The organism is Hyphomonas sp. (genome assembly GCF_018402285.1).
In the GTDB taxonomy this organism is placed as follows: Bacteria; Pseudomonadota; Alphaproteobacteria; order Caulobacterales; family Hyphomonadaceae; genus Hyphomonas.
The window spans coordinates 272,262-291,062 of record NZ_JAGYJH010000004.1; the positions used below are offsets into that span (position 1 = coordinate 272,262).

At 59.4% G+C, this 18,801-nt stretch carries 19 protein-coding genes; 2 read left to right on the forward strand and 17 right to left on the reverse strand.

Annotated features, from left to right (window positions below):
* The first annotated feature begins 35 nt into the window (after positions 1–35).
* On the forward strand, positions 36–383 hold the full coding sequence (locus KG722_RS11055) for a helix-turn-helix transcriptional regulator (protein WP_213271834.1): 348 nt from the start codon (positions 36–38) through the stop codon (positions 381–383).
* Between the two features lie 11 nt (positions 384–394).
* Here KG722_RS11055 and KG722_RS11060 read toward each other — a convergent pair whose 3' ends face one another.
* From KG722_RS11060 to KG722_RS11135, 16 genes are all read right to left on the reverse strand, one after another.
* The gene (locus KG722_RS11060; RefSeq protein ID WP_213271835.1) at positions 395–700 is read right to left on the reverse strand and encodes a hypothetical protein; all 306 of its coding nucleotides are present in this window, start codon (positions 698–700) and stop codon (positions 395–397) included.
* Positions 701–879: 179 nt separating this feature from the next.
* Positions 880–1,638 carry a type II secretion system protein N gene (gspN, locus tag KG722_RS11065; RefSeq protein ID WP_213271836.1) on the reverse strand — a complete coding sequence of 253 codons (759 nt, stop codon included), beginning with the start codon at positions 1,636–1,638 and terminating at the stop codon, positions 880–882.
* Positions 1,635–2,126: a type II secretion system protein GspM gene (gspM, locus tag KG722_RS11070; RefSeq protein WP_213271837.1), complete on the reverse strand. Its 492-nt coding sequence runs from the start codon at positions 2,124–2,126 to the stop codon at positions 1,635–1,637. Before gspM ends, gspN begins: the two co-directional genes overlap by 4 nt.
* Positions 2,123–3,226 carry a type II secretion system protein GspL gene (gspL, locus tag KG722_RS11075; protein WP_213271838.1) on the reverse strand — a complete coding sequence of 368 codons (1,104 nt, stop codon included), beginning with the start codon at positions 3,224–3,226 and terminating at the stop codon, positions 2,123–2,125. The genes gspM and gspL overlap by 4 nt, the downstream gene beginning before the upstream one ends.
* Complete coding sequence (gene gspK / locus KG722_RS11080; protein WP_213271839.1) at positions 3,226–4,197, reverse strand: type II secretion system minor pseudopilin GspK; 972 nt, start codon at positions 4,195–4,197, stop codon at positions 3,226–3,228. Before gspK ends, gspL begins: the two co-directional genes overlap by 1 nt.
* Positions 4,194–4,814 (reverse strand): type II secretion system minor pseudopilin GspJ, encoded by a 621-nt coding sequence (gene gspJ / locus KG722_RS11085; RefSeq protein ID WP_213271840.1) that lies wholly within the window; start codon positions 4,812–4,814, stop codon positions 4,194–4,196. The genes gspK and gspJ overlap by 4 nt, the downstream gene beginning before the upstream one ends.
* Positions 4,811–5,182, reverse strand: coding sequence for a type II secretion system minor pseudopilin GspI (gene gspI / locus KG722_RS11090; RefSeq protein ID WP_213271841.1), 372 nt, complete (start codon positions 5,180–5,182; stop codon positions 4,811–4,813). The genes gspJ and gspI overlap by 4 nt, the downstream gene beginning before the upstream one ends.
* On the reverse strand, positions 5,182–5,688 hold the full coding sequence (locus tag KG722_RS11095; protein ID WP_213271842.1) for a GspH/FimT family pseudopilin: 507 nt from the start codon (positions 5,686–5,688) through the stop codon (positions 5,182–5,184). The genes gspI and KG722_RS11095 overlap by 1 nt, the downstream gene beginning before the upstream one ends.
* An 8-nt stretch (positions 5,689–5,696) precedes the next feature.
* Positions 5,697–6,155: a type II secretion system major pseudopilin GspG gene (gene gspG / locus KG722_RS11100; protein WP_213271843.1), complete on the reverse strand. Its 459-nt coding sequence runs from the start codon at positions 6,153–6,155 to the stop codon at positions 5,697–5,699.
* Positions 6,156–6,167: 12 nt separating this feature from the next.
* Entirely contained in the window at positions 6,168–7,379 is a 1,212-nt protein-coding gene (locus KG722_RS11105) for a type II secretion system F family protein (protein WP_213271844.1), read from the reverse strand.
* A complete protein-coding gene (locus KG722_RS11110; protein WP_213271845.1) occupies positions 7,366–8,856 on the reverse strand; it encodes an ATPase, T2SS/T4P/T4SS family in 1,491 nt (496 codons plus the stop codon). The genes KG722_RS11105 and KG722_RS11110 overlap by 14 nt, the downstream gene beginning before the upstream one ends.
* A gap of 7 nt (positions 8,857–8,863) precedes the next feature.
* A complete protein-coding gene (gene gspD / locus KG722_RS11115; protein WP_213271846.1) occupies positions 8,864–10,825 on the reverse strand; it encodes a type II secretion system secretin GspD in 1,962 nt (653 codons plus the stop codon).
* Positions 10,822–11,697, reverse strand: a complete 876-nt coding sequence (locus tag KG722_RS11120) for a type II secretion system protein N (protein WP_213271847.1) — start codon at positions 11,695–11,697, stop codon at positions 10,822–10,824. The genes gspD and KG722_RS11120 overlap by 4 nt, the downstream gene beginning before the upstream one ends.
* Positions 11,698–11,937: 240 nt before the next feature.
* Complete coding sequence (locus KG722_RS11125) at positions 11,938–14,580, reverse strand: TonB-dependent receptor (protein WP_213271848.1); 2,643 nt, start codon at positions 14,578–14,580, stop codon at positions 11,938–11,940.
* A gap of 83 nt (positions 14,581–14,663) precedes the next feature.
* Positions 14,664–16,214, reverse strand: a complete 1,551-nt coding sequence (locus KG722_RS11130; protein WP_213271849.1) for a hypothetical protein — start codon at positions 16,212–16,214, stop codon at positions 14,664–14,666.
* A gap of 186 nt (positions 16,215–16,400) precedes the next feature.
* Positions 16,401–17,246: a 2OG-Fe(II) oxygenase gene (locus tag KG722_RS11135; RefSeq protein WP_213271850.1), complete on the reverse strand. Its 846-nt coding sequence runs from the start codon at positions 17,244–17,246 to the stop codon at positions 16,401–16,403.
* A gap of 214 nt (positions 17,247–17,460) precedes the next feature.
* Between KG722_RS11135 and KG722_RS11140 the strand changes: the two genes are divergently transcribed.
* The gene (locus KG722_RS11140) at positions 17,461–18,180 is read left to right on the forward strand and encodes a CAP domain-containing protein (RefSeq protein ID WP_213271851.1); all 720 of its coding nucleotides are present in this window, start codon (positions 17,461–17,463) and stop codon (positions 18,178–18,180) included.
* Between the two features lie 68 nt (positions 18,181–18,248).
* Here the strand turns inward: KG722_RS11140 and KG722_RS11145 are convergent, their stop codons facing one another.
* Positions 18,249–18,617, reverse strand: coding sequence for a helix-turn-helix transcriptional regulator (locus KG722_RS11145; RefSeq protein WP_213271852.1), 369 nt, complete (start codon positions 18,615–18,617; stop codon positions 18,249–18,251).
* Positions 18,618–18,801: the final 184 nt, after the last annotated feature.

Sequence of the window (18,801 nt, forward strand, 5' to 3'; positions counted from 1 at the left end):
GCGCTGCAGGCTGTGTGACAGGGGCAGCAGGTATCATGCAGGATCCGAAACTCGTCTATTCGCTTGAGATTCGTGTAATCGACCTTGAGCAGAAGGTCGCTGAGCTGGAGAGCAGTCTGAAGGAAATTACCAGTGGCCGCGTAAAGGGCGCTGACCCGGGGCTTGTGGCGCTTCCGCCTGCGCTGCTCAAACGCATCAATGATGGCGAACATCCCGTCCGCGTGGTCCGGCAATTCCGCTTGATGACGCAGAAAGAACTCGGCGAGCTTTGCGGAATACGGCCCAACCATATCTCTGCAATTGAACGGGGCATGTCTTACGGCTTGAAGACGGCCAAACGCCTCGCGGATTCTCTTGCCGTTCCCGTCGACCTGCTAACCTGAAACCTGGTCCTTCAGCCTGGGATACAGGCGCGCACACCTGTGACCGGCAGGACGGTTTCCCAACCGTCTGCGCCTGTCGTGACAAGCCGTCCGGATTCAATTCTCTGGCCGCCTTCCAGAAGCTCTCCGGGCTTGAGGCTCAGGTTTACCGACCATGTCCCATCGGCCGAGAGATAGTGTGTATCGGTGAAAAACTGGCCGAACACATCGCCATTTGTGTCCGTTACAATCAGCTTTTGAGGCGCTTCATCCAGCAGGATGAGGGCCTCTCCGGAGGATGACTCGGTGAAGAAGGTGAAGCGGCGGGGCGCGGCCATGCCCCAAAGAAACAGGCCGCATTCCCCGGCTGCGAGACTCTGCGGAGGCAAGCCCTCAGGTGGAACCTGCGAGACCGGAGAGTCCCTTACCTGGACAGAAGACGTTTCCGGGCGCTCATCTGATTTGGTAGCGCACGCTGCAAGCAGCAGGGAAGCTGTTGAAACAAGAAACAGGCGGATCATTGGGACAGGTCCTGAACACTGGCGGGGTAGCGATATACATATGTGCCGGCATCGGGCGCAAAGCCAGCAAGGGGAAGGCCATAGTGGAACTGCTGCGGGATGACGCCGGATACACGCGCGACGACACTGGCATCGCCCCCGGGTCTGTAGCGCGCCGCAGCGTCGAGTTGCGTTCCGAGAGGGCTTCTCGACTGTAGCGGAATCAGGAGCATTTCGCCTTCGCAAGTAAGATTGCCGGAAAGATCAGGCCAGCCCGGACCAAGGATAGCAGAGTTCTTGTCGAGAACGTCGCTCCAGGTTTGTCCGGTTGCCGTGTCGCATGTTCCTTTGCGGAAGCGGATCAGATCTCCGGTAAGACGAGCCTTTCCCCCAGACTGCCGGATCCACGCGGCAGCGCCATCGAGCGCTGCGAAATCAAGCTCGATATCAAAGTCGCGAAGCTCCATTGTCCCCGAAGCGAATGCCCCTGCGCGACCTCTTCCCTCACCAGAAGGACCGCTCCAGTCAAAGTTGTACTCGATTCCAAGGCCAAGCAGAGAGGCCGGATTGAGTTTCAGACTGGCATCGCCAAGAAGGTCCTGCCCGGCCCTGAGCCCGGTTATCCTGCCACCCGCGAGTGTGCCGTCCACGGATGTCCAGCTTAAACCGCGGTCTGCCGCGCCAGTCGTCTTGAGGATAAAACTCAGAGGCGCAAACACGATCAGTCCAATAACGAAACCGGCGATCAGCAAGAAAAGCAACAGGAAGCGCATCATGGTGGTGTATCCATTCCAAATTCCAGTTCTGCGTCCAGGGTGCCGTCAGGGTTCTGTAATATGGACGTTGAAATGACGGCTAAACCAAGGCCGGCTTCCACCTGCTCCACCCATTTGAAGAAGGTCTGGCCCGGTGCGTTCGTCACCTGAAACCTGATAGCTGAACTGCCCGCACTTGCAGAGAGGGTTACAGACAATCCAAGATCTTCGGCCACGCTGGCGGCGCCGGCCTGAAGCGCGGGCAAGGACTGCCCCGCAGAAGAAACATGAGCGGGCGCAATGGCCTGGCCCTGCTCCAGGAGTGTCTCGATGCGGTCAAGGCGCGCCAGAGTTTGGGCAGCCCGGTCATGATTGAACTTTGCGGTTTCGAGCGTGTTGATTGCCGGGCGCAAGACCAGTTGCCAGATCAATGCAACGGCCATCAAGAAGGCGGCGGCGCTCAGAAGTGCCTTTTCACGTGTCGTGCGAGAACTCCACCAGGCGGTCATGGAATTGGCTCCAAAGTGATCTCCGTAGACGGAGCGCTTTCATTTTCACCCGATTGTGCCGTGCTTACCTGGAATCCTCTGCTTTGAAGAAAAGCCACGATTGACCCTTCCGTTTCTGATGAGTTCATGTTGACCCGGGCTGACAGCCGGTTGTCTTGCCTGTCAAAGGTCAATGCTGAAATTGAAATGCCCGGATTGAGCGCGACAGCCTCATAGAGAGCAGCGGTGGCGGTTCGAAACTCCAGCCGGTCCGGCGTTCCTGTCACGGCCAGCATGCTTCGCGTTGCGCGTTCGATATCCCCGGGCACTGCTGCGCCGGGGAAGAGCGCCGCGTAGCGTTCGGCGGCGTGACTGTTCATTTGCCTGATCGCGAAATTGTAATTGTGGGCTTCCAGGATGAGTGTTCCCGTCCAGACCGAAACTGCGGCAACAGCTATTCCAGCGGCTTTTCTCCAGGCGCCGGCTCCCTGCTTCTGATTTTTCTCAAGAGCAAACTGACCGGTTCGCAAGTTGACGCCCTTGCGTGTGGCGCTGCGTTCTGCAAGCCGGATGAGTTGCAGCCCGTCCTGAACACTTTCTGATTGGGAAGATACGGACAAAGCATCGAGAACACCTGCAGGAAGTGTCGTTTCAATTCCGATGATCCGGTTGCCATCGCGCTGGATAACCCTGTCACCAAGGTCTACGGAATGTTCGATGTCAGTAAACAGAGACTGTTCGGGAATTATGGTCTCTGGAGACATGCCGGCTTTTGCAAGGACGGCGAGCCAGACTGCCATCACCGATTTATCCACGACATAGATATCTCGTTCCATTGAGGCTCTCGCCTTCGGACCAAGGGTCAGATGGACCTCCTCTACAGGCTGGGCAAGTTCATCTTCAATGGCGTAGAGGGCGGCGCGCAAGGCTTCGGTTTCCGATCGCGCGGGCACGGGAGCCCTGAAGTGCGCTACGGCAGTCGCCGGCGCAAATGCCACACAGTTTGCCGTTCCGAAAGGGCCGCGATGGGTGAGTATTTCGAGACGGTCACCGTGTTCACGGGCGACCTGAACCGGGTCTCCTTCGTGGACAGGCAGGCCAACATAAAGGATGGATTTCACTATTCTTCTCCCATCCGGCGCCAGATCGTTTCGGGTTCACTACCGCCATTGGCGGAGATGAGAAAGGAGAATGGCCAGCTACCGCCGTCAAGGGTCGTTCGGCCTTCGGCAAGATAGAGAAAGCTCGTTGTTGACAGGCTTTCTGTCCGCTTTTGCCCCTCCGGGATCGCCCGAACATCTGGCAGCGCCTCAAAGTCGGCAACACCTGCCCAGCCTTGCTCGGGACGGCCGGCAATTATGCGCTCTGCGGTGGTGATCGAGAGCGCTTGGGAATAGATCGCCCGCAGCAGCGAGGCCTGCTCGGGACGAAGCGTGTTGATGTTCAGTCTGGAGGGTTGGGTTTCAGGAAGGGCGCAGACGACCGGAGCCAGGGTATCCCGCAGGGACCTGGTATATCCCTGGATCGAGGCAAGCTCCCGCGGGCTCGTCATGACCTGATTTGCCGCGCGGTATTGCGGGCTCAAAGTGAGGTAATAGGCGTCCTCTGCGCCGCCCTGGCGCGTGTTGCCATCGCTGTCGAGCCAGTCAGCGAGTGCGTTCGCGAGGCTGTTTGCTTCTGTTGCCGGTATCTCCAGATCGCTCAGCATGGTAACCCAGGACAGGCGCGCGAGCGTCGCGGCGCCTTCGTCGGCATTCGCAAGTGCGTTCAAATTGAAGCAATTGGTTGCATCGCGCACTTCAAGGGATGCAATGCCTCCTTTTACCGGAATGACGACCGGTTCGCCAAGGCCGGGAGTTTGCGCTGTCACCTGGCCGTTTGCCAATGCGGTCAGTTCGGCGACTGCGCTCAAGGCGAGCGCTTCTGCAGAATGGGCCGCCCAGCCAGCGTCAGACCGGCGCGCGGCCAGTTTTGCAAGATCGGTTTGTCGCGCGATGGCAGTGGTTGCGATCAGAGCGGCAACGGCCAGGGCGGCCACGATCAGCAAAATCGACAGGAGCGCGGCTCCGCGTTGGGAATGACAGGGTATCATTCAGTCCCTCCCAGCCGGAACACGGCCCGCATTGTATCGTCCTCTGCAAATGTGAAAACAAACTCGACCTTGTCGGGAAACTCAGTTTCCGTTGAGCCTGCCGCCACGATCCAATCTGTTTTCCAGGTTCGTTCCCGGCCATACCTCACGGACATCTCGTCAAGACCGGTCAGCAGAACCTGGTCGGACACAATTGTGCCCGGGGCTGTGTCTGGCGCGCTCCACGACCTGCGGATCAGGGCGCCGTCCTCGAAACGGTACTCCAGTCTCTGCAGGTCGCTGCGGGGCAGATCACCTGGATTCGACCAGCTGTTTCTGACAAATGTCACGACACGGTCAGCCGAGCGGACCGGCTGGCCGTAAAAGCGCGAAGGCAATTCAGATGTTCCATCCGTGCGGCTGGCGCGATCGACAAAACTGGAAAAATCATCGCGCAATATGGACATTGCGCTTTGCAGGCGGGTAGCAGCCGTGCCGCGTTCTTCCAGAAGTCTGGTGCCTCGCAGGGTTTGTGTCAGCATGATCCCTCCTGCTGTGGCCAGAAGCGCCACAACAAACAGGGCGATCAGGGTCTCCATCAGCGAGATGCCAGACTGAGCGGAACGAGCGCCGGTCATTGTTCCGCCCGCGTGCGTTCAAGGAGTGTCACCTCGCTGAGATAGGTCTCCTGGTCCTGACGGCGGACGCGGATTGTTATTTCAACAAGGTCTGGTCGGGGGGCAGGGGTGATGTTGCGTTCCCAAACAAAATCTCGGTTGCGCTGCACATCTTCGCCTGTCGCGCTGCCGATGATAAGCAATTGGGGATCAGTGATCGTTTCCACGGCTATGTTTTCGGCAACCTGACGGGCAAGCACCCTGTCGCTCAGTTCACCGCTTATCCGGAGACTGTTGGTGTTGAGGGATATGAGACCCGTAGCGGCTGTCGCAAAGACGGCGATAGCAACCAGGGCTTCCATCAGCGAGAACCCGGCCTGATCCTGCATCAGCGGACAATTACCTCGACCTTGCCGTCAGGACCCAGGGTCAGGCTCGTCAGGATGTCCTTCCGGACGAGTTCGATGGCGACTGGCCTTGTATGGCCGAGTGGATCAAAGATCACCGCAGGTACGACAGGTGCGTCCGCTTCTCCTGGTCCTTGCGGCTTCCCGTCGATCTGAAGTCTGATGTCACCAGGGAGTAGATGGGTTTTCAATAGGCGCCATGTGCCATCCTGCCAGACCGCAGCTGAGTAAGAGTTTCCCTCTATGATCACCCCCATGGGCTGCCCGGAAACCATGGCTCTGGACGCTGTCTGCTCAAGCACTTCCTGAAGGAGGCCGGTTTCCTGTTTGAACTGAGGCCGCATTGGAACGGTAAGGAGGATGAGTGATGTTGCCACGGCAATGATGGAAAGTGTCACCATCATCTCGACCAGCGAGATGCCGGCCTGTGAGGCGCAGGCGCGCGTTGTCAGGGTCAGCTTCCAGGAAGGCGGGGCAACAAACTGCACGGCAACGGTCAGTCCCAGTTGCCGATGTCGGCGTTGTTACCTTCTCCTCCTGGCTGACCATCAGCGCCGAAGGAAAATACGTCAAACCGGCCCCCGGAGCGCGTGCCGGGAAAAGCATACTGATAGGGGTTGCCCCAAGGGTCGTTCTGCACACGGCGGATATATCCACCCGGACGGTAAAGCGTCGCATCAATCCCGGCGGGAGGGGAAGACAGAGCGGCAAGGCCCTGATCAGTTGATGGATATGTGTAGAGATCAAGACTGTATTGTTCGAGGGCGTTTTCCAGATTCGAGATGTCTGCCTGGGCTTTGGTGACGCGGGAGCGATCGCCCACAGGGGCAACGTTCACGATAATCAGCGTGGCAAGCAGGCCCATGATGAAGACAACAACCATGAGTTCGACAAGTGAAAAACCGCCCTGCTGGCGGCGTTTCTCTTCAGTCTTTGGATCAGTCACAGGGGACATGAATGCGCTCCTTTATCCTAGGGCAAGCGTATTGAGCTGCATGATCGGCAGCATGATGGAGAGGACTATGGTGCCCACGATGCCGCCGAGCAGGATGATGATCATCGGCTCGAGCAGGCCGAGCGCAACATTTGTGGCGGTTTCAAACTCGTCCTCCAGGAAGTCGGCTGCCCGGTTCATCATGCCCGGAACGTTGCGGGCCGCTTCCCCGCTGGCGACCATGTGGACCATCATCTGCGGAAAGACGCCGGTCGATTTCATGGCTGAGGAAAGGGCTCCGCCCCGCTGGACGGTCTCGAGGATCTGATCGGCCGCAGTCCTGAAGACGAGGTTTCCCATGGCATTGCGGGCTCCGGAGAGGCTTTCGATGACCGTCGCTCCGGCGCCTGACATTGTGGCATGAATGCGGGCAAACCTTGCGGCGGAGACCTTTCGGGCCATGTCGCCAAAGAAGGGCGCCCGAAGGACGAGGCCGTCCCATTGCAGTTTCCAGCGCGGTATCTTGAGAACCAGGCGGACCAGATAGACGGACATACCGGCAGCCAGCAGGACAAACAGGCCCCAATCCTGAACAAACCCGGACAAACCAATGACAAAACGGGTCAAAGGTGGCAGCTCGTCGGCCCCGAGCATGGCAAACTGCTCCACCAGTTTGGGGACCACCCAGACCATGAGGGCTGTGACCATGAATGTGGCCATGACGCCCAGTATCGCAGGATAGATCAGGGCGGAGCGAACAAGGGTGCGCAGACGGTAGCTGCGTTCCAGGTGGTGGGCGAGCTGATCCAGGACGAGGCCGAGGCGGCCGGACGTCTCTCCTGAGGAGACGACCGCTCGAAAGAGGGGGGGGAAGGCGCGGGGCGCTGCCCGCATGGCTTCCGCCAGGGGCGCTCCCTCCATCACCTGGGACCGGACGCCCAGGAGCAGGCCGCGCCGGGGCGAGGCGTCGCTGTCTCCGGCCGCCGCGGTCAGGGCCTGCTCGATGGTCATTCCCGAGGATACCAGAACGGCCAGCTGCCGGGTGAGCAGGGTGCGTTCCTTGTCGCTTAACCGGCCAGACCCTGCAAATCCAGGCGCCTTTTCACCGCGCGCTTCGGTCAGGGATACGGGCGTCAGCTGGCGGCCGCGCAATTCGCGCCGTGCCGCCTGCGCTGTGTCGGCCGATATGACGCCGCTGGTGCGCCGGCCGTCAGCTGTCAGGGCCTTGTATTCAAACGCTGCCACCGAACCATGCCTCCCGGCGGCAGACGTGGAGCAGCTCCTCGGCGCTCGTCTCGCCGCTCAACACATGCCGCATGCCGTTCTGGAACAACATATCAGATTTGGCGAATGCTGCGCGTTCTATTTCCTCTTCGCTGGCGCCGTCATGGATCAGGCGGCGGATCGATGTGTCGACGAGCAACAGTTCATAGACGCCCAGCCGGCCTTCATACCCTGTATGGCCGCATGCCGGGCACCCGGTGGCGCGGCAGAGGGTCAGGCCGGGTTTATCCTCCAGTCCCAGCCGCTCCAGCAGGGGGGCAGCAGGTGTGTAGATTTCTTTGCAGTGACCGCAGAGCCTGCGCACCAGTCTTTGGGCAAGCACGGCCCGAAGCGTCGATGCCAGAAGGAAGCTTTCGATCCCCATGTCGCGCAGGCGTGTGATCGCGCCGGCAGAACTGTTGGTGTGAATAGTGGAGAGAGCGAGGCGGCCCGTCAGTGCGAATTCAAGAGCGACTTCGGCTGTTTCCGCGTCTCGGATCTCGCCGACCATGACGATGTTGGGATCGTTGCGCAGAATGGAGCGCAGGGTCGCTGCAAAAGTGAGGCCGACCTTGTGGTCCATCGGGGTCTGGCTGATGCCATCAAGCCCGTATTCTACCGGATCTTCCAGGGTCATGATGTTGACCCGGCCTGTGTTGAGCTGGGCAAGGGCCGAATAGAGGGTTGTGGTTTTTCCAGATCCGGTCGGGCCGGTGACAAGGATTACCCCATTTGGCTCACTCAGCGCCTTCCTGAAGCGCTGTTCGGTGGGGTCGTCCATCCCCAGAACTTCAAGACCAAGCAGGGCCTGCCTCGTATCCAGGATGCGCAAGGCGACGCGTTCGCCATAGCGGGTGGGCAGGGTGGCCACGCGAACATCCAGCGCCCTCCCGCCCAGGGTGAGCGAGATGCGCCCGTCCTGAGGCATGCGCTTTTCGGCTATGTCCAGCCGGCTCATCACCTTTATGCGGGAGACGAGCGGAGCCGCCACGCGCCGCGACGCAGTGAACACTTCCTGGAGTTCGCCGTCGATCCTGTAGCGGACAGAGAGTTTATCTTCAAACGGATCAATATGGATGTCAGACGCGCGCCGGCGAATGGCATCCTGAAGAAGGCCGTTGATCAGGGTAATGATTGGCGCATCTGTATTGCCGGCCAGGAGGTCTTCTGTCTGCGGAAGGCCGTCAAAAAGACTTTCCAGATCTCCGCCAGTGCCGGCGGCCGCTTCTGCCGCGCTGCCATCCAGCTTGGACTGGCCAAAGCTCTCTGACAGCTGTCGTTCATACTGCGCCGCGTTCATCGGCTCCAGGTGAACGGGTTTTCCCGCGACCCGGCGCGCCTCAATCAGGGCGACCGGATTGGCGCCGTCGCGCACCGCAAAGGTCAGCTCCTGCCGTCCGGGAACGACAACGATGCCTTTATCCCGGGCAAATGAATAGGTGACCTGGGGGCGTGTCATCAGAAGACTATCGCGGTGGTTCAACCGCTTGGGAAACCGGGCCGCTGCTACCCAGAACTTCCCGGACAAACTGATCGATCGATCCACCCGATGATGGATCCCGCATCAGTTCCTCAGCCTGAACATAAAGATACTTCTGCTGTGTTATGGCCTGCGCATCTGCCTTGCTGCGCACGATCGTCGGGCGGATGAAGACCATGAGGTTACGGCGCGTGGCGGCCTTGCCTTCCGATCTGAAGAGGCGGCCGACACCTGGAATGTCGCCAAGTACAGGCACCTTTGTATCGCGAACGGTATCGGTTTGCTCAACAAGACCGCCAAGCACGATGATCTCGCCATCGTCGGCAAGGACACTGGCGCGAATTTCCCGCTTGTCGAGGATGAGGTCGGGCGTGACCGTTCCGACACTGCCGAAGACGCTCGAAACCTCCTGCCGGATGTCGAGACGGACGGTGTCGTTCTCGCCGATGCGGGGGGTCACTTCCAGCTGGATACCAATGTCCTTGCGCTCGACAGTTCGGAACGGGTTGGAATTGGCGTCTCCCAGAACCTGGCCGGTGGTAACGGGAATTTCCTGACCCACAATCAGTGCGGAGGTCGCATTGTTCAACGTCATCCCGAAGGGCGTGGACAGGATGCGTGAAGAGGTGTCGTCCTGAACGGCATTCAGGATTACGCCAAAGAGGTTGTCGCCGGATGTGCCGCCAAATCCGAGCGTGAGGCCTGATGATCCTGTCAGGGAGCTTATGGCCGCATCCCGGAAGGGATTGGCAGACGAGGGATCCTCGAATGCGTCGGTCACCAGCGCGCCGGTCAGTGCGAGCAGGTTGGGCGCTGCGCGGGAGAAGTTCGTGGACGCGAAGGGCACATCTCCGCCAGTGCCAGAAAGAAGGAACTGCAGGCCGAGTTCACGGGCTGCATCATCCGACATCTCGACAATGATGGCTTCCACCATGACCTGGGGCCGGCGGACGTCGAGCGCTGAAACGACCCGCTCCATCGCGAGGATGGTTTCCGGGTTGGCGCTGATGACAAGCGAATTCGTGGGGCCATGATGCGCAATTGTCTGCGCAACAGGCGCCGTCTCGGATGGGGCGCGCTGCATGGCCATGCTGTTTGCCACGCGCTCCAGAATAGGCACAACTTCAGCTGCATCCGCATAATTCAGCGTGATCACGCGAACATGATCCCGCTGCGGATTGGTCGCGTCGAGTTCAAGGGCAACGCGTTTGGCGCGCTCGACCGTCGTTGCGTCGCCGCGCAGGATGATGGAGTTGCTTGTCTGCGATGCAACAGCCGACAGGCGGGATGTAGCTTGTCCCTGCTGCGCTGCGGGGTCTCCCTGAAGGCGGGTGAGGACCGTTTCCATTTCAACGGCGGGTACATTGGACAGCGCAACCGTTTCGATAACGGTCTGGTCCCGGTCGAGCGTCTCGATGATACGGCGCACCCTTTCCAGGTTGGACGCATAATCAACGACAACAAGGGTATTGGTGCCCGCATTGGCCACGACCTGACCCTGCGTATCGAGAAGGGGCTTGATCATCTGCGCTGCTTCCATCGCATTTGCGCGGTCGAGCTTGATGATCTCGGTAATGAACGCATTGGCGCCCGGACCCGACATCGGAGCTTCGGTTGACGCAATCGCGCGAGGAAGGATGCGATAGGTATCCTTACCGGCCGGTACGGCAGCAAAGCCCTGGATGCGCAGGGTTGTCAGGAACACCTGGAAGAGTTCCGGTGTTGTCATGGGTGTTTGCGAGACAACAGATACACGCGCCTTGCGGACGTCAGGATGGGTCACGAAGGTGTAACCCGTCAGCATCGAAACATCCTCTATGAGGGTGTTCAGTTCGACGTCTTCCAGATTCAGTACGTGCCGGTCCTGGGAGGGGGCAGGGGTCTGTGCGGCAGCAAACTGCGAGGCAGAGAAGGCGGCTGCTGCCGCCAGCAATATACGCTTGGTCATTGAGAGAGGCCAGATTCAGGAGAAAGCCGCAGGCGGACGATTGCGCCGTTGCGGACAACATCCAGCGCGATTGTTTCAGAAGACATCACGGCACTCTGGATCGCTTCAGGGCCCATGCCTTCGATACTGTTTCCATTTACGCGCAAAACGAGATCGCCTTGCTCAAGACCTGCCGCTTCAAAATGGCCCTGTCCGCGGGGAGCAAGGCGATAACCAGACAGCGCGCCGTTCCGCAATTCAGGTTTCAGGTCTATGTCGCTCATCAGCAGTGCGGGTGTCGTGGCAGGTGGTGCATCCGCGCCAGTCCGGACCGGAGCTGGCAGTTCCTGCAGCCCATCCGGGGTTGATGCCGGGCTAACGGGCTGGGATGACCCAAACAGAGGTTTGTTCGGATCGTTCAGACGCAATTCCTGCAGCTGGCCATTGAAGCGTAAAAACACACGGTCAGCCGCGACGGTCTCCAGGACAGCGCCGGATATGATCTGATCACCCACCGAGACCCGTTTCTGGGAACTGTCAGGCAGGATAAGAACCGCGCTGCCTTGCCCCGCTTCTCCATCTGACCAGCGCAAGCCGGCTATCTTGAGATTGAGGGACGTCGGCACAGCGATCTGATCTGCCGCGGCGGGGACTGCCTGGAACGGATTGGTCTGCGTCAGCAGTGCCAGTGCGTTGGGTGTTTTTGCATTGTCAGACAGAGCGGGGAGCTGTGGAGACTGAGCCAGCTCGATCCCTTGCCCGGGAGCGACGGCGACCCAGGCAAAACGGGCAAGGAGTATGCCTGTCGTGAGCGCAAGGATTGCTTCCAGGGCGGTACGGCCGATTGAGCCATAGGCGAGCCTCGCGCCGCTTTCGGGTCCGAAAAGTTTCATTGGCCCTGAACTCCCGTAAGACGCCCGTCCCGCTTAATCACACTTGTGCGACAGTTCTGAGACGCATGCTGCCCTGAAGAAGCAGGCAGGCGCGACTTTCTGCCGTTCAGTTGTATCCGTCTTTCAGTAGCCAGAAAGACACAACCTTTCACCCCAAAAATGAGGCACGGCAGATCCTTGTGACCGGCCGTGCCCCGATTTTCATCCCACTTCGCCAGTGGGGAGAAAATTAACCAGAGCTCAGAACTCTGCGCTCAGGCCGACAGAGAGGGTTGTTCCAAGTTCATACTGGTTAACCTGAACGAAACCGCCGTTCCCGCTCTGGAATTCGTTAAAGTCCGTGCCGAGGATGTTCTGGACCTTGAAATCGAATCCGAACTCTCGTCCGCCGATCTCGAGGCCTTTCTTGTAGACAAAGTCGACCATTGTCCCCGGTTCCTGAACGAAGTCAGGCTGGCCGCCCGGTCCCCGCGCCGTCGTGCGTTCGCTGGCGTAGGTCACAAGCATGGTGGCCTGGGACTTGGCAGCCTCATCCTCCCAGCCCAGCTGCAGATTGGCCAGATGCTCGGACTGCCCCTGCAGGCGTTCGCCATCGATCACAAAATCTGATGCCGGACGAGATTGTCCTCCTGCCTGAAGCGGGAAGACAACATCGCCTTCGCTGACCTGAAGCTCTGACTTGCTGTAGGTATAGTTGGCCTGAAGCAGGAACTCTTTGGTCTCGAAGAAGGCGCCGCTCAGCGGGCTGTCGAAGACCTTCTTGAACTCAAGCTCTGTTCCGTAGATCACGGCCTGAGGTGCATTGAGATAGGTCTGGAAAGTCGATGCGCTCTGAGTGGTGACAACCGACTCCACGGGCTTGTCTAGCTGCTTGTAAAACACTCCGGCAGTCGCCGACTGTCCACGGTCGAAATAATACTCATACCGGGCATCGAGATTGAGGAGTTCGGTATCCTGGAGGTAGGGGTTACCGATGAAGATCCGGCTGGACTCCGGATCAAAGTATTGCTGGGGTGCCAGTTCCCGGAACTGGGGGCGCCCGATGCTCTGTGAGGCGCCAAGACGAAGCTGCTGGTTTTCGGCAAAGTTCCAGGTAAGCGTCGCAGCAGGCAGAACATACTGGTTGTCCAGCGATGGCGGGGCCAGCGGTGTTGTTTCGTTGAGAACGATCGACAGAGGCGTCACCGTCTGTGTTGCGTCTTCATAGCGAAGGCCGAAGGCAACCCGAACCAGCGGCAGGACTTCAGCATCGACCTTGGCATAGACCGATGAGACTTCAAGGTCGGCCTCATAGCCTGCAGCCCCTTCCCGCGCCGTGGTTTCCCGCAACTGGAACCCGTCGGGGCTGATATTGTAATTTGCAAACAGGAAGTCCGGGCGCTGTTGCTGGATCAGAAAATCGAGCGGCGGGTTAGGAACGAGGAAGCGGAACTCGCGCTGAGACCCCTGACGCTCATTGTTCAGATACTCCACCCCTGCCGAATAGGTAATGTCTCGTGCCGAGGAGAGGGCCTGAACGTATTCAATATCAGCGCCCGCGCTGGAGACCTTGTCATCGAGAAAGCTGAAGGCCGTGGAATTGAACGATGCGGAACTGCGCGGATCATAAACAAACCCGTCCACAACCTCGTCAAACACGTAGCGGATCACCCGCTCATAGGGCGCGTCCCGCCGGGATGTTGACACCGACCCGCGCCAGTCAAGAGTAAAAGGCCCGCGATAATGTGAACCGGAAAGCTGGGAGGACAGCAATTCCCGCTCATACCACCCCGTCCGGTCATCGCGCGACAAACCCGCACCGAGCTGGTTGTCGCCTTCCCGGATGCTGGTCAGTTTCGAAGTCCGCCGTACCATGAGATTGGTCCAGTTGATCTCGTCATTCCCAAAATCCAGCCCCATGCCGAAGAGGGCGTCCCAGCCGACATTCTGGGTTGATTGCTGGTATTCATAGTCCTGCTCGAGGACGAGCGTGTCCTGCAGGTCTCCGACTTGCTGACGACCTTCGCGGTTCTGCCAGCCATTGCTGTAGCCAAGGACGCCGACCAGGCCGAGTTCGGTGCCTTTGAGGTCAAACGTCCTGCCACCTTTGATGGAATAGGACCCGTTCAGCGGCAGCTCGTCATTGCTCTGGATCAGATTGATTTCAGCGTTTCGAAAACTCTGTCCGATCGACTGCAATTCCTGTTGAGTGAAATTGCCTTCATCGATACGTCCGCGCGCTATCGCCTGGCGGACAGCGACCGGGATTTTCCGGGTGCCGTTGTCCCAGCCGGCTCCGTCGGTTTCTGAGCCGTAATGGGTGATGCCATCCTGGAGACTGGTTTCGTTGTTATAGCTGCCCGATGCGCTGATCGAGAGAAAGTTTTCCCTTGGAATATTGAGGGTGCGCAGATCAATGATGCCCCCGCCAAACTCGCCAGGGTATTCAACCGAATAGGTTTTCTGGACGAGCACATTCTCGAGAATCTTCGTCGGGAAGAGATCAAGCGGCACGACCCGCTGCAGCGGTTCAGGGCTCGGTAGCGGTGAGCCGTTGAGACGGGCGGAAGAATAGCGCTCGCCCAGGCCACGAACATAGATGAACCGGCCTTCTGCAATGCTGAGCCCCGTCACCCGGGTGAGCGCAAGAGCGGCATTGGAGTCCCCCTGCCGCGCGAGATCTTCCGGAGCGAGAAAGGCTGCTACCTCAGACGTGCTTCTGAGAACTTCAGGGATGTATCGTCCGAGCACGACGACTTCCTGCAGTGTCAGGCCTTCTTCAGCACTGTCGGCGACGGTTTCCTGAGGTTCCTGCTCTGCTTCCTGAGCGTTGGCAAAAGTGGGCGCAAATATTGCTGCCGAGGCAATGAGCAGCGCTCTGAATGACAGAGAATTGACTGACATGGATCCTGATCCTGTGAATATTATTATGAAAACACGAGAAAGGGGGGGGCGCTGAACGCGCCCCCCCCAATCATCGCGGCCAATCAGCAGGCCGGCTCGCCCGGCAGACCGCACGACCAGCCCTGGTACCAGGTGTCGTTAGCGTCCCTGACCGCGCCGACATAATTTGCCGGCTGGATGAAGGCGATGACCGCATCCGGGACGTCAGGCGCCCCTGCGCCGGAGTTCGTGGTCGGGAAGGCGGTTGCCACAGCGGCGGCCTCGTTCGCACCGTTGACGAACGAGTTCGTCAGGGTCGAGGTGTGGTTCAGGACGTTGTTCTGACCTGCATTGAGGATTGCCTCGACTTCAGCGTTGGTTACGCCGCCTGCGCCGCGGAAGCTGCCTGCCGGGCAGGAGAAGAGAACCGAGTTCCAGCGGGGCCCGTTGGTGCCAAACCCGTTTGCCCGATCGCGGGTGGCCGCGCCGTTCAGCTGGAAGCAGGTGTTCTGGGTTCCGGTGCCCTCATGCACCAGGATGGAGTTGTACATGACGCCGATGTGACCGGAATTGTGAACCACCGTGTCGCGGGCGACGCCGGAGCGAGCAATCACTGTCCAGTTCACATAGTAGGGGCGTGTCGTGAACGTATCGACGCCGCCTTTGCCGCTGGTCTCAAACCCGTAGTCGCCGCCCTGGGTGCGCTGGCGGACAATCCCGAACTGGGACGCGCCCTGCCAGCCTGAGTCGGTATCGAAGGAATCGTCGTCATTGCCGGTGAGCACGATGTAGCGGATGTTCACGGTTCCGCCAAAGATTTCGATGCCGTCGTCAGAGCTGTTGTGAACCTGAACATATTCGAACACGGTTCCGCTGCCGACACCCGCCAGAGTGATGCCGTTGAGCTCGTTATCCGGTGCAATTTCGAAGCCGGAGTGCTGGACGCGCAGATAGCGGATACGGCCGCTGTTATCGAGCGGGCTGTTGCCGCCGTAGAACGCATTCGAGCCCTCCACCTGTGCTTCGCAGGACGCGCTGGGCGGGGTTACGCCTGCCGGGCATCCGTCGGTGATCGGGGCGCGGCCGTTGATGATGAAACCGCCCCACTGGCCGATCGAGTTTTCATTGGTCTCACCCAGGATGCTCTGGCGGCTGGTCAGGATGATCGGGTCAGTTGCGGTACCTTCGGCAAATATCTGTGACCCGCGGTTTACCAGCAGGTAATCGCCGCCCGAGTTGCCGAAGATTCTGACGCCAGGCTCAATTGTCAGGATGCCCTGCTGGCTGCCCGGAATGGGGCTCAGCGGGTTGTTGCCGGCGTCAGTGCCGACCTGCGTGCGACCGGACACGGAATAGATGGTGCCTTCAACTTTTGGGACGACCAGGTTTCCGGTGATGGTGCTGGGAAGCTGACAATTCCGAAGATCGCTGATGACGCCGACATTTGCAAAGCCGGTGGGGCAGCTCGCGGCCGGACCACCGGTCGGCGGCGGCGGCGCAGGAGGCGGGGGCGGGGGCGGAGGCGGCGCGGCTGGCGGCGGTACGAACGCGCCCACGCCGGGCGAGGCCACGCCGTCAGCGCCGCTGCAAGCACCAAGCAGCGCAACTGCAGCGCAGCCGAGCAGAACCGCGCGGAAGTTTTTATTGGTCAACATCAATGTCTCCGTCATGAACCCTGAGCGGGCGCGCAGACGGTTCCCCCCGCCGCGCTCGCCAGACGATTTCAGCCGCCTGCCCGCAGGCAGGAGCCTTAAGATTTGATTGCAACACTTACGGGAAGTTTAGATGACAGTTGCGTGAAGCAGATCAGGCAGCCCAGCCTATGTCACTCCGCGGCCACACTACAGATTACTGGAGTAATCCTCCGGGAACATGTCGCCCCAGCCGCGTTCGCGGAACCATTTTGTGATGACGTATTTCGACCCGGCACGAACTTTCATGCCATGATGGATTGTGTAGGGGTTTACGGTTCCGTCCGGGTGCAGATTATTCCAGATCACAGCCTTTCCCTTCTCCGGCATGATCGTTTTCTCCAGCCGCCTGAAGCGGGTTCCGCCACCTTCTTCGACATCATTGAGATAGATCATGAAGGTCCAGGTGCGCTGGCCGGTAAACTGGCAGTGAACCTGGTAGTCGCGCGTGCCTGGCGTGAAATAATCGTAGTGCGCCTTGTATTCCTGATCGACATCATAGCGCTGGGCTTGTGTGGCATCGGAATACGACCAATGGATACCCAGTGCTTCAGCGATCAGTTCATCCAGCTGCATCACGAGATTGTGGCCCAGAGACCCTATGTCGGAGGAACGCGAAGTCCTGATTTTCGGATCCGCAAAAACGTCCGTCGTTGTTGATGCCCTCAGCCTTGCGTCAGTGAGCGCGACGAGTTCGTCGCACACTTCCGGAACAAGGAATTTTGGCCACACGTAGAGCTGAGCCCTGGAGGCAGGTACGCGGCGGAGAAGGGGGTGGGACTGCGCGCGCCTCGTGATCGGAGCGTTGGCCAATGCCTCGTGATCAACGTCAGATACCGGACGCCGTCCGCCGTATGCGGCGCGCATGAGAGCTTTGATGGCGGCCTCATCAAAGCCATTCTGGGCAAGCAGCCGCTTGACCTCATGGGGGTCCACGCCCGACCGCAGGCGGACCCAGGTATATGTCAGCCACTCATCGCTGATTGTCATCGACATTTACTCCAACTCTGCGCCTCGGTTAGTGCAGGGATGTGACAGTCTAATGACGTATGAAAGGGATCCGTGAACGGAGCAGAACGATCAATACACGGAAGATACAGTTACGTGTATCTCATTGACACAAAACTACAAAACCACTAATATGACAGTTATGTTACAGTCGAAATACAGAACATTGTCACTCCTCGCGCTGGCGGTTGCGGCGCCAGGATTGGCCCTTTCCGAAGCCGTCGCACCGGCCCTTCTCTCACCAGGCGAGGCAGGCACCAGGGCGTCGCCTGGCGAAGCAGAACATTTTGATGATCAATTGCTGCAACTGGTCCAGGATGCCCGCCTTAGCGAAGGCCTTGCCGGTTTGACGGCCCATGGCTCGCTCACCATGGTGGCTCAGGCTCATGCCAAAGATATGGCCGAGCGGCGGTATGCGGCGGATGTAACGCCAGAGGGGCTCAGCCTGCTCGATACAGTTCGGCAGGAAGACCGGCAGACACTTTATAGCTCCTTCGGCACGATGATCGCGGTTGCCGAGGCAGGGGCGGATCCCGGCTCAGTCCTGGCCGCGCTCATGTCCGACCCGTCAAATTCCGAAAACCTGCTTCGGGGCGGGTTCGGCCATGTGGGCATTGGAAGTTTCGAGCAGGATGGCCGCCTGTATGTCGTACAGCTGCTGGCTCGCGTGGAAGGAAGGCTGGAGACGCCTTTACCAATGTATGCCGGGGACGCGGAAAGCCTGCGTGCCGAATTTTCTGCACGCGGGATGACGCCCGTGAGCTGGTCAGTCAACGACAGGTCGGGACAGACCCTTTTGCGGGGCACGGGAGAACGTATTCGCGATTCGCAGGGAGCCAGGGTAGAGGGTTACCTCAATCTCGACGTGGCGATGGGGCCTGATGTCTACACATTTCGCGGGCCGTACGTGCGCGTGAAATAACGCCCTCTGCAAACACAAAAAGAGCCGGAGCGTTGCCGCTCCGGCTCTTTTTTTCTCCGAGGGCGCAATCAGTCGGCCGACAGGGCTCGCAGGACTTTGGCCATGGTGTCGAGTTTTGCAACAGAGCTCGTCCGGTCGATCAGGGCATGGCACCGGGCGCGCGATTCGCTGACCGGGTCCCTGGTTTCACTTGAGGCGGCATCTGATGTCTGGAAGAGCTCGGAGATCGGAACGCGCAACGCGCGCGCCACGCTTGAGAGCATGCCTGCGCTCAGGCGGTTGGTCCCGGTCTCGTACTTCTGCAGCTGCTGATGGCTGATCCCGAGCTCCTGTCCCAGCTCCGACAGGGTGAAGTTCTGGGCAATTCGAAGTTCCCGGATTTTCTCGCCGACCTGTTGGTCAACCCTGGTGGGAGAGCGGGAACCAGCAGTACGCATTTCATCTTGCATCATTTTCCACCTTTAGGTTTTATTCTGTCTCCTGAGTGACAGGCGTTCAAGCAAGCGCAGTGATTCATAAATTTCTGAAATACCTGCCAAATATCTGAAATACCAAGGGGTTCGCGCATAACGTATGAGAGGGTGACGCGCAGTTCCAGCTTACGCCCGCAGCCTCTGGAAC

Bases quoted from the DNA above. Each gene is read 5' to 3' on its own strand.
- KG722_RS11055 (WP_213271834.1), top strand. From the start codon at position 36: ATGCAGGATCCGAAACTCGTCTATTCGCTTGAGATTCGTGTAATCGAC.
- KG722_RS11060 (WP_213271835.1), bottom strand. From the start codon at position 700: ATGGCCGCGCCCCGCCGCTTCACCTTCTTCACCGAGTCATCCTCCGGA.
- gspN (WP_213271836.1), bottom strand. From the start codon at position 1,638: ATGATGCGCTTCCTGTTGCTTTTCTTGCTGATCGCCGGTTTCGTTATT.
- gspM (WP_213271837.1), bottom strand. From the start codon at position 2,126: ATGACCGCCTGGTGGAGTTCTCGCACGACACGTGAAAAGGCACTTCTG.
- gspK (WP_213271839.1), bottom strand. From the start codon at position 4,197: ATGATACCCTGTCATTCCCAACGCGGAGCCGCGCTCCTGTCGATTTTG.
- gspJ (WP_213271840.1), bottom strand. From the start codon at position 4,814: ATGACCGGCGCTCGTTCCGCTCAGTCTGGCATCTCGCTGATGGAGACC.
- gspI (WP_213271841.1), bottom strand. From the start codon at position 5,182: ATGCAGGATCAGGCCGGGTTCTCGCTGATGGAAGCCCTGGTTGCTATC.
- gspG (WP_213271843.1), bottom strand. From the start codon at position 6,155: ATGTCCCCTGTGACTGATCCAAAGACTGAAGAGAAACGCCGCCAGCAG.
- KG722_RS11110 (WP_213271845.1), bottom strand. From the start codon at position 8,856: ATGACACGCCCCCAGGTCACCTATTCATTTGCCCGGGATAAAGGCATC.
- gspD (WP_213271846.1), bottom strand. From the start codon at position 10,825: ATGACCAAGCGTATATTGCTGGCGGCAGCAGCCGCCTTCTCTGCCTCG.
- KG722_RS11120 (WP_213271847.1), bottom strand. From the start codon at position 11,697: ATGAAACTTTTCGGACCCGAAAGCGGCGCGAGGCTCGCCTATGGCTCA.
- KG722_RS11125 (WP_213271848.1), bottom strand. From the start codon at position 14,580: ATGTCAGTCAATTCTCTGTCATTCAGAGCGCTGCTCATTGCCTCGGCA.
- KG722_RS11130 (WP_213271849.1), bottom strand. From the start codon at position 16,214: ATGTTGACCAATAAAAACTTCCGCGCGGTTCTGCTCGGCTGCGCTGCA.
- KG722_RS11135 (WP_213271850.1), bottom strand. From the start codon at position 17,246: ATGTCGATGACAATCAGCGATGAGTGGCTGACATATACCTGGGTCCGC.
- KG722_RS11145 (WP_213271852.1), bottom strand. From the start codon at position 18,617: ATGCGTACTGCTGGTTCCCGCTCTCCCACCAGGGTTGACCAACAGGTC.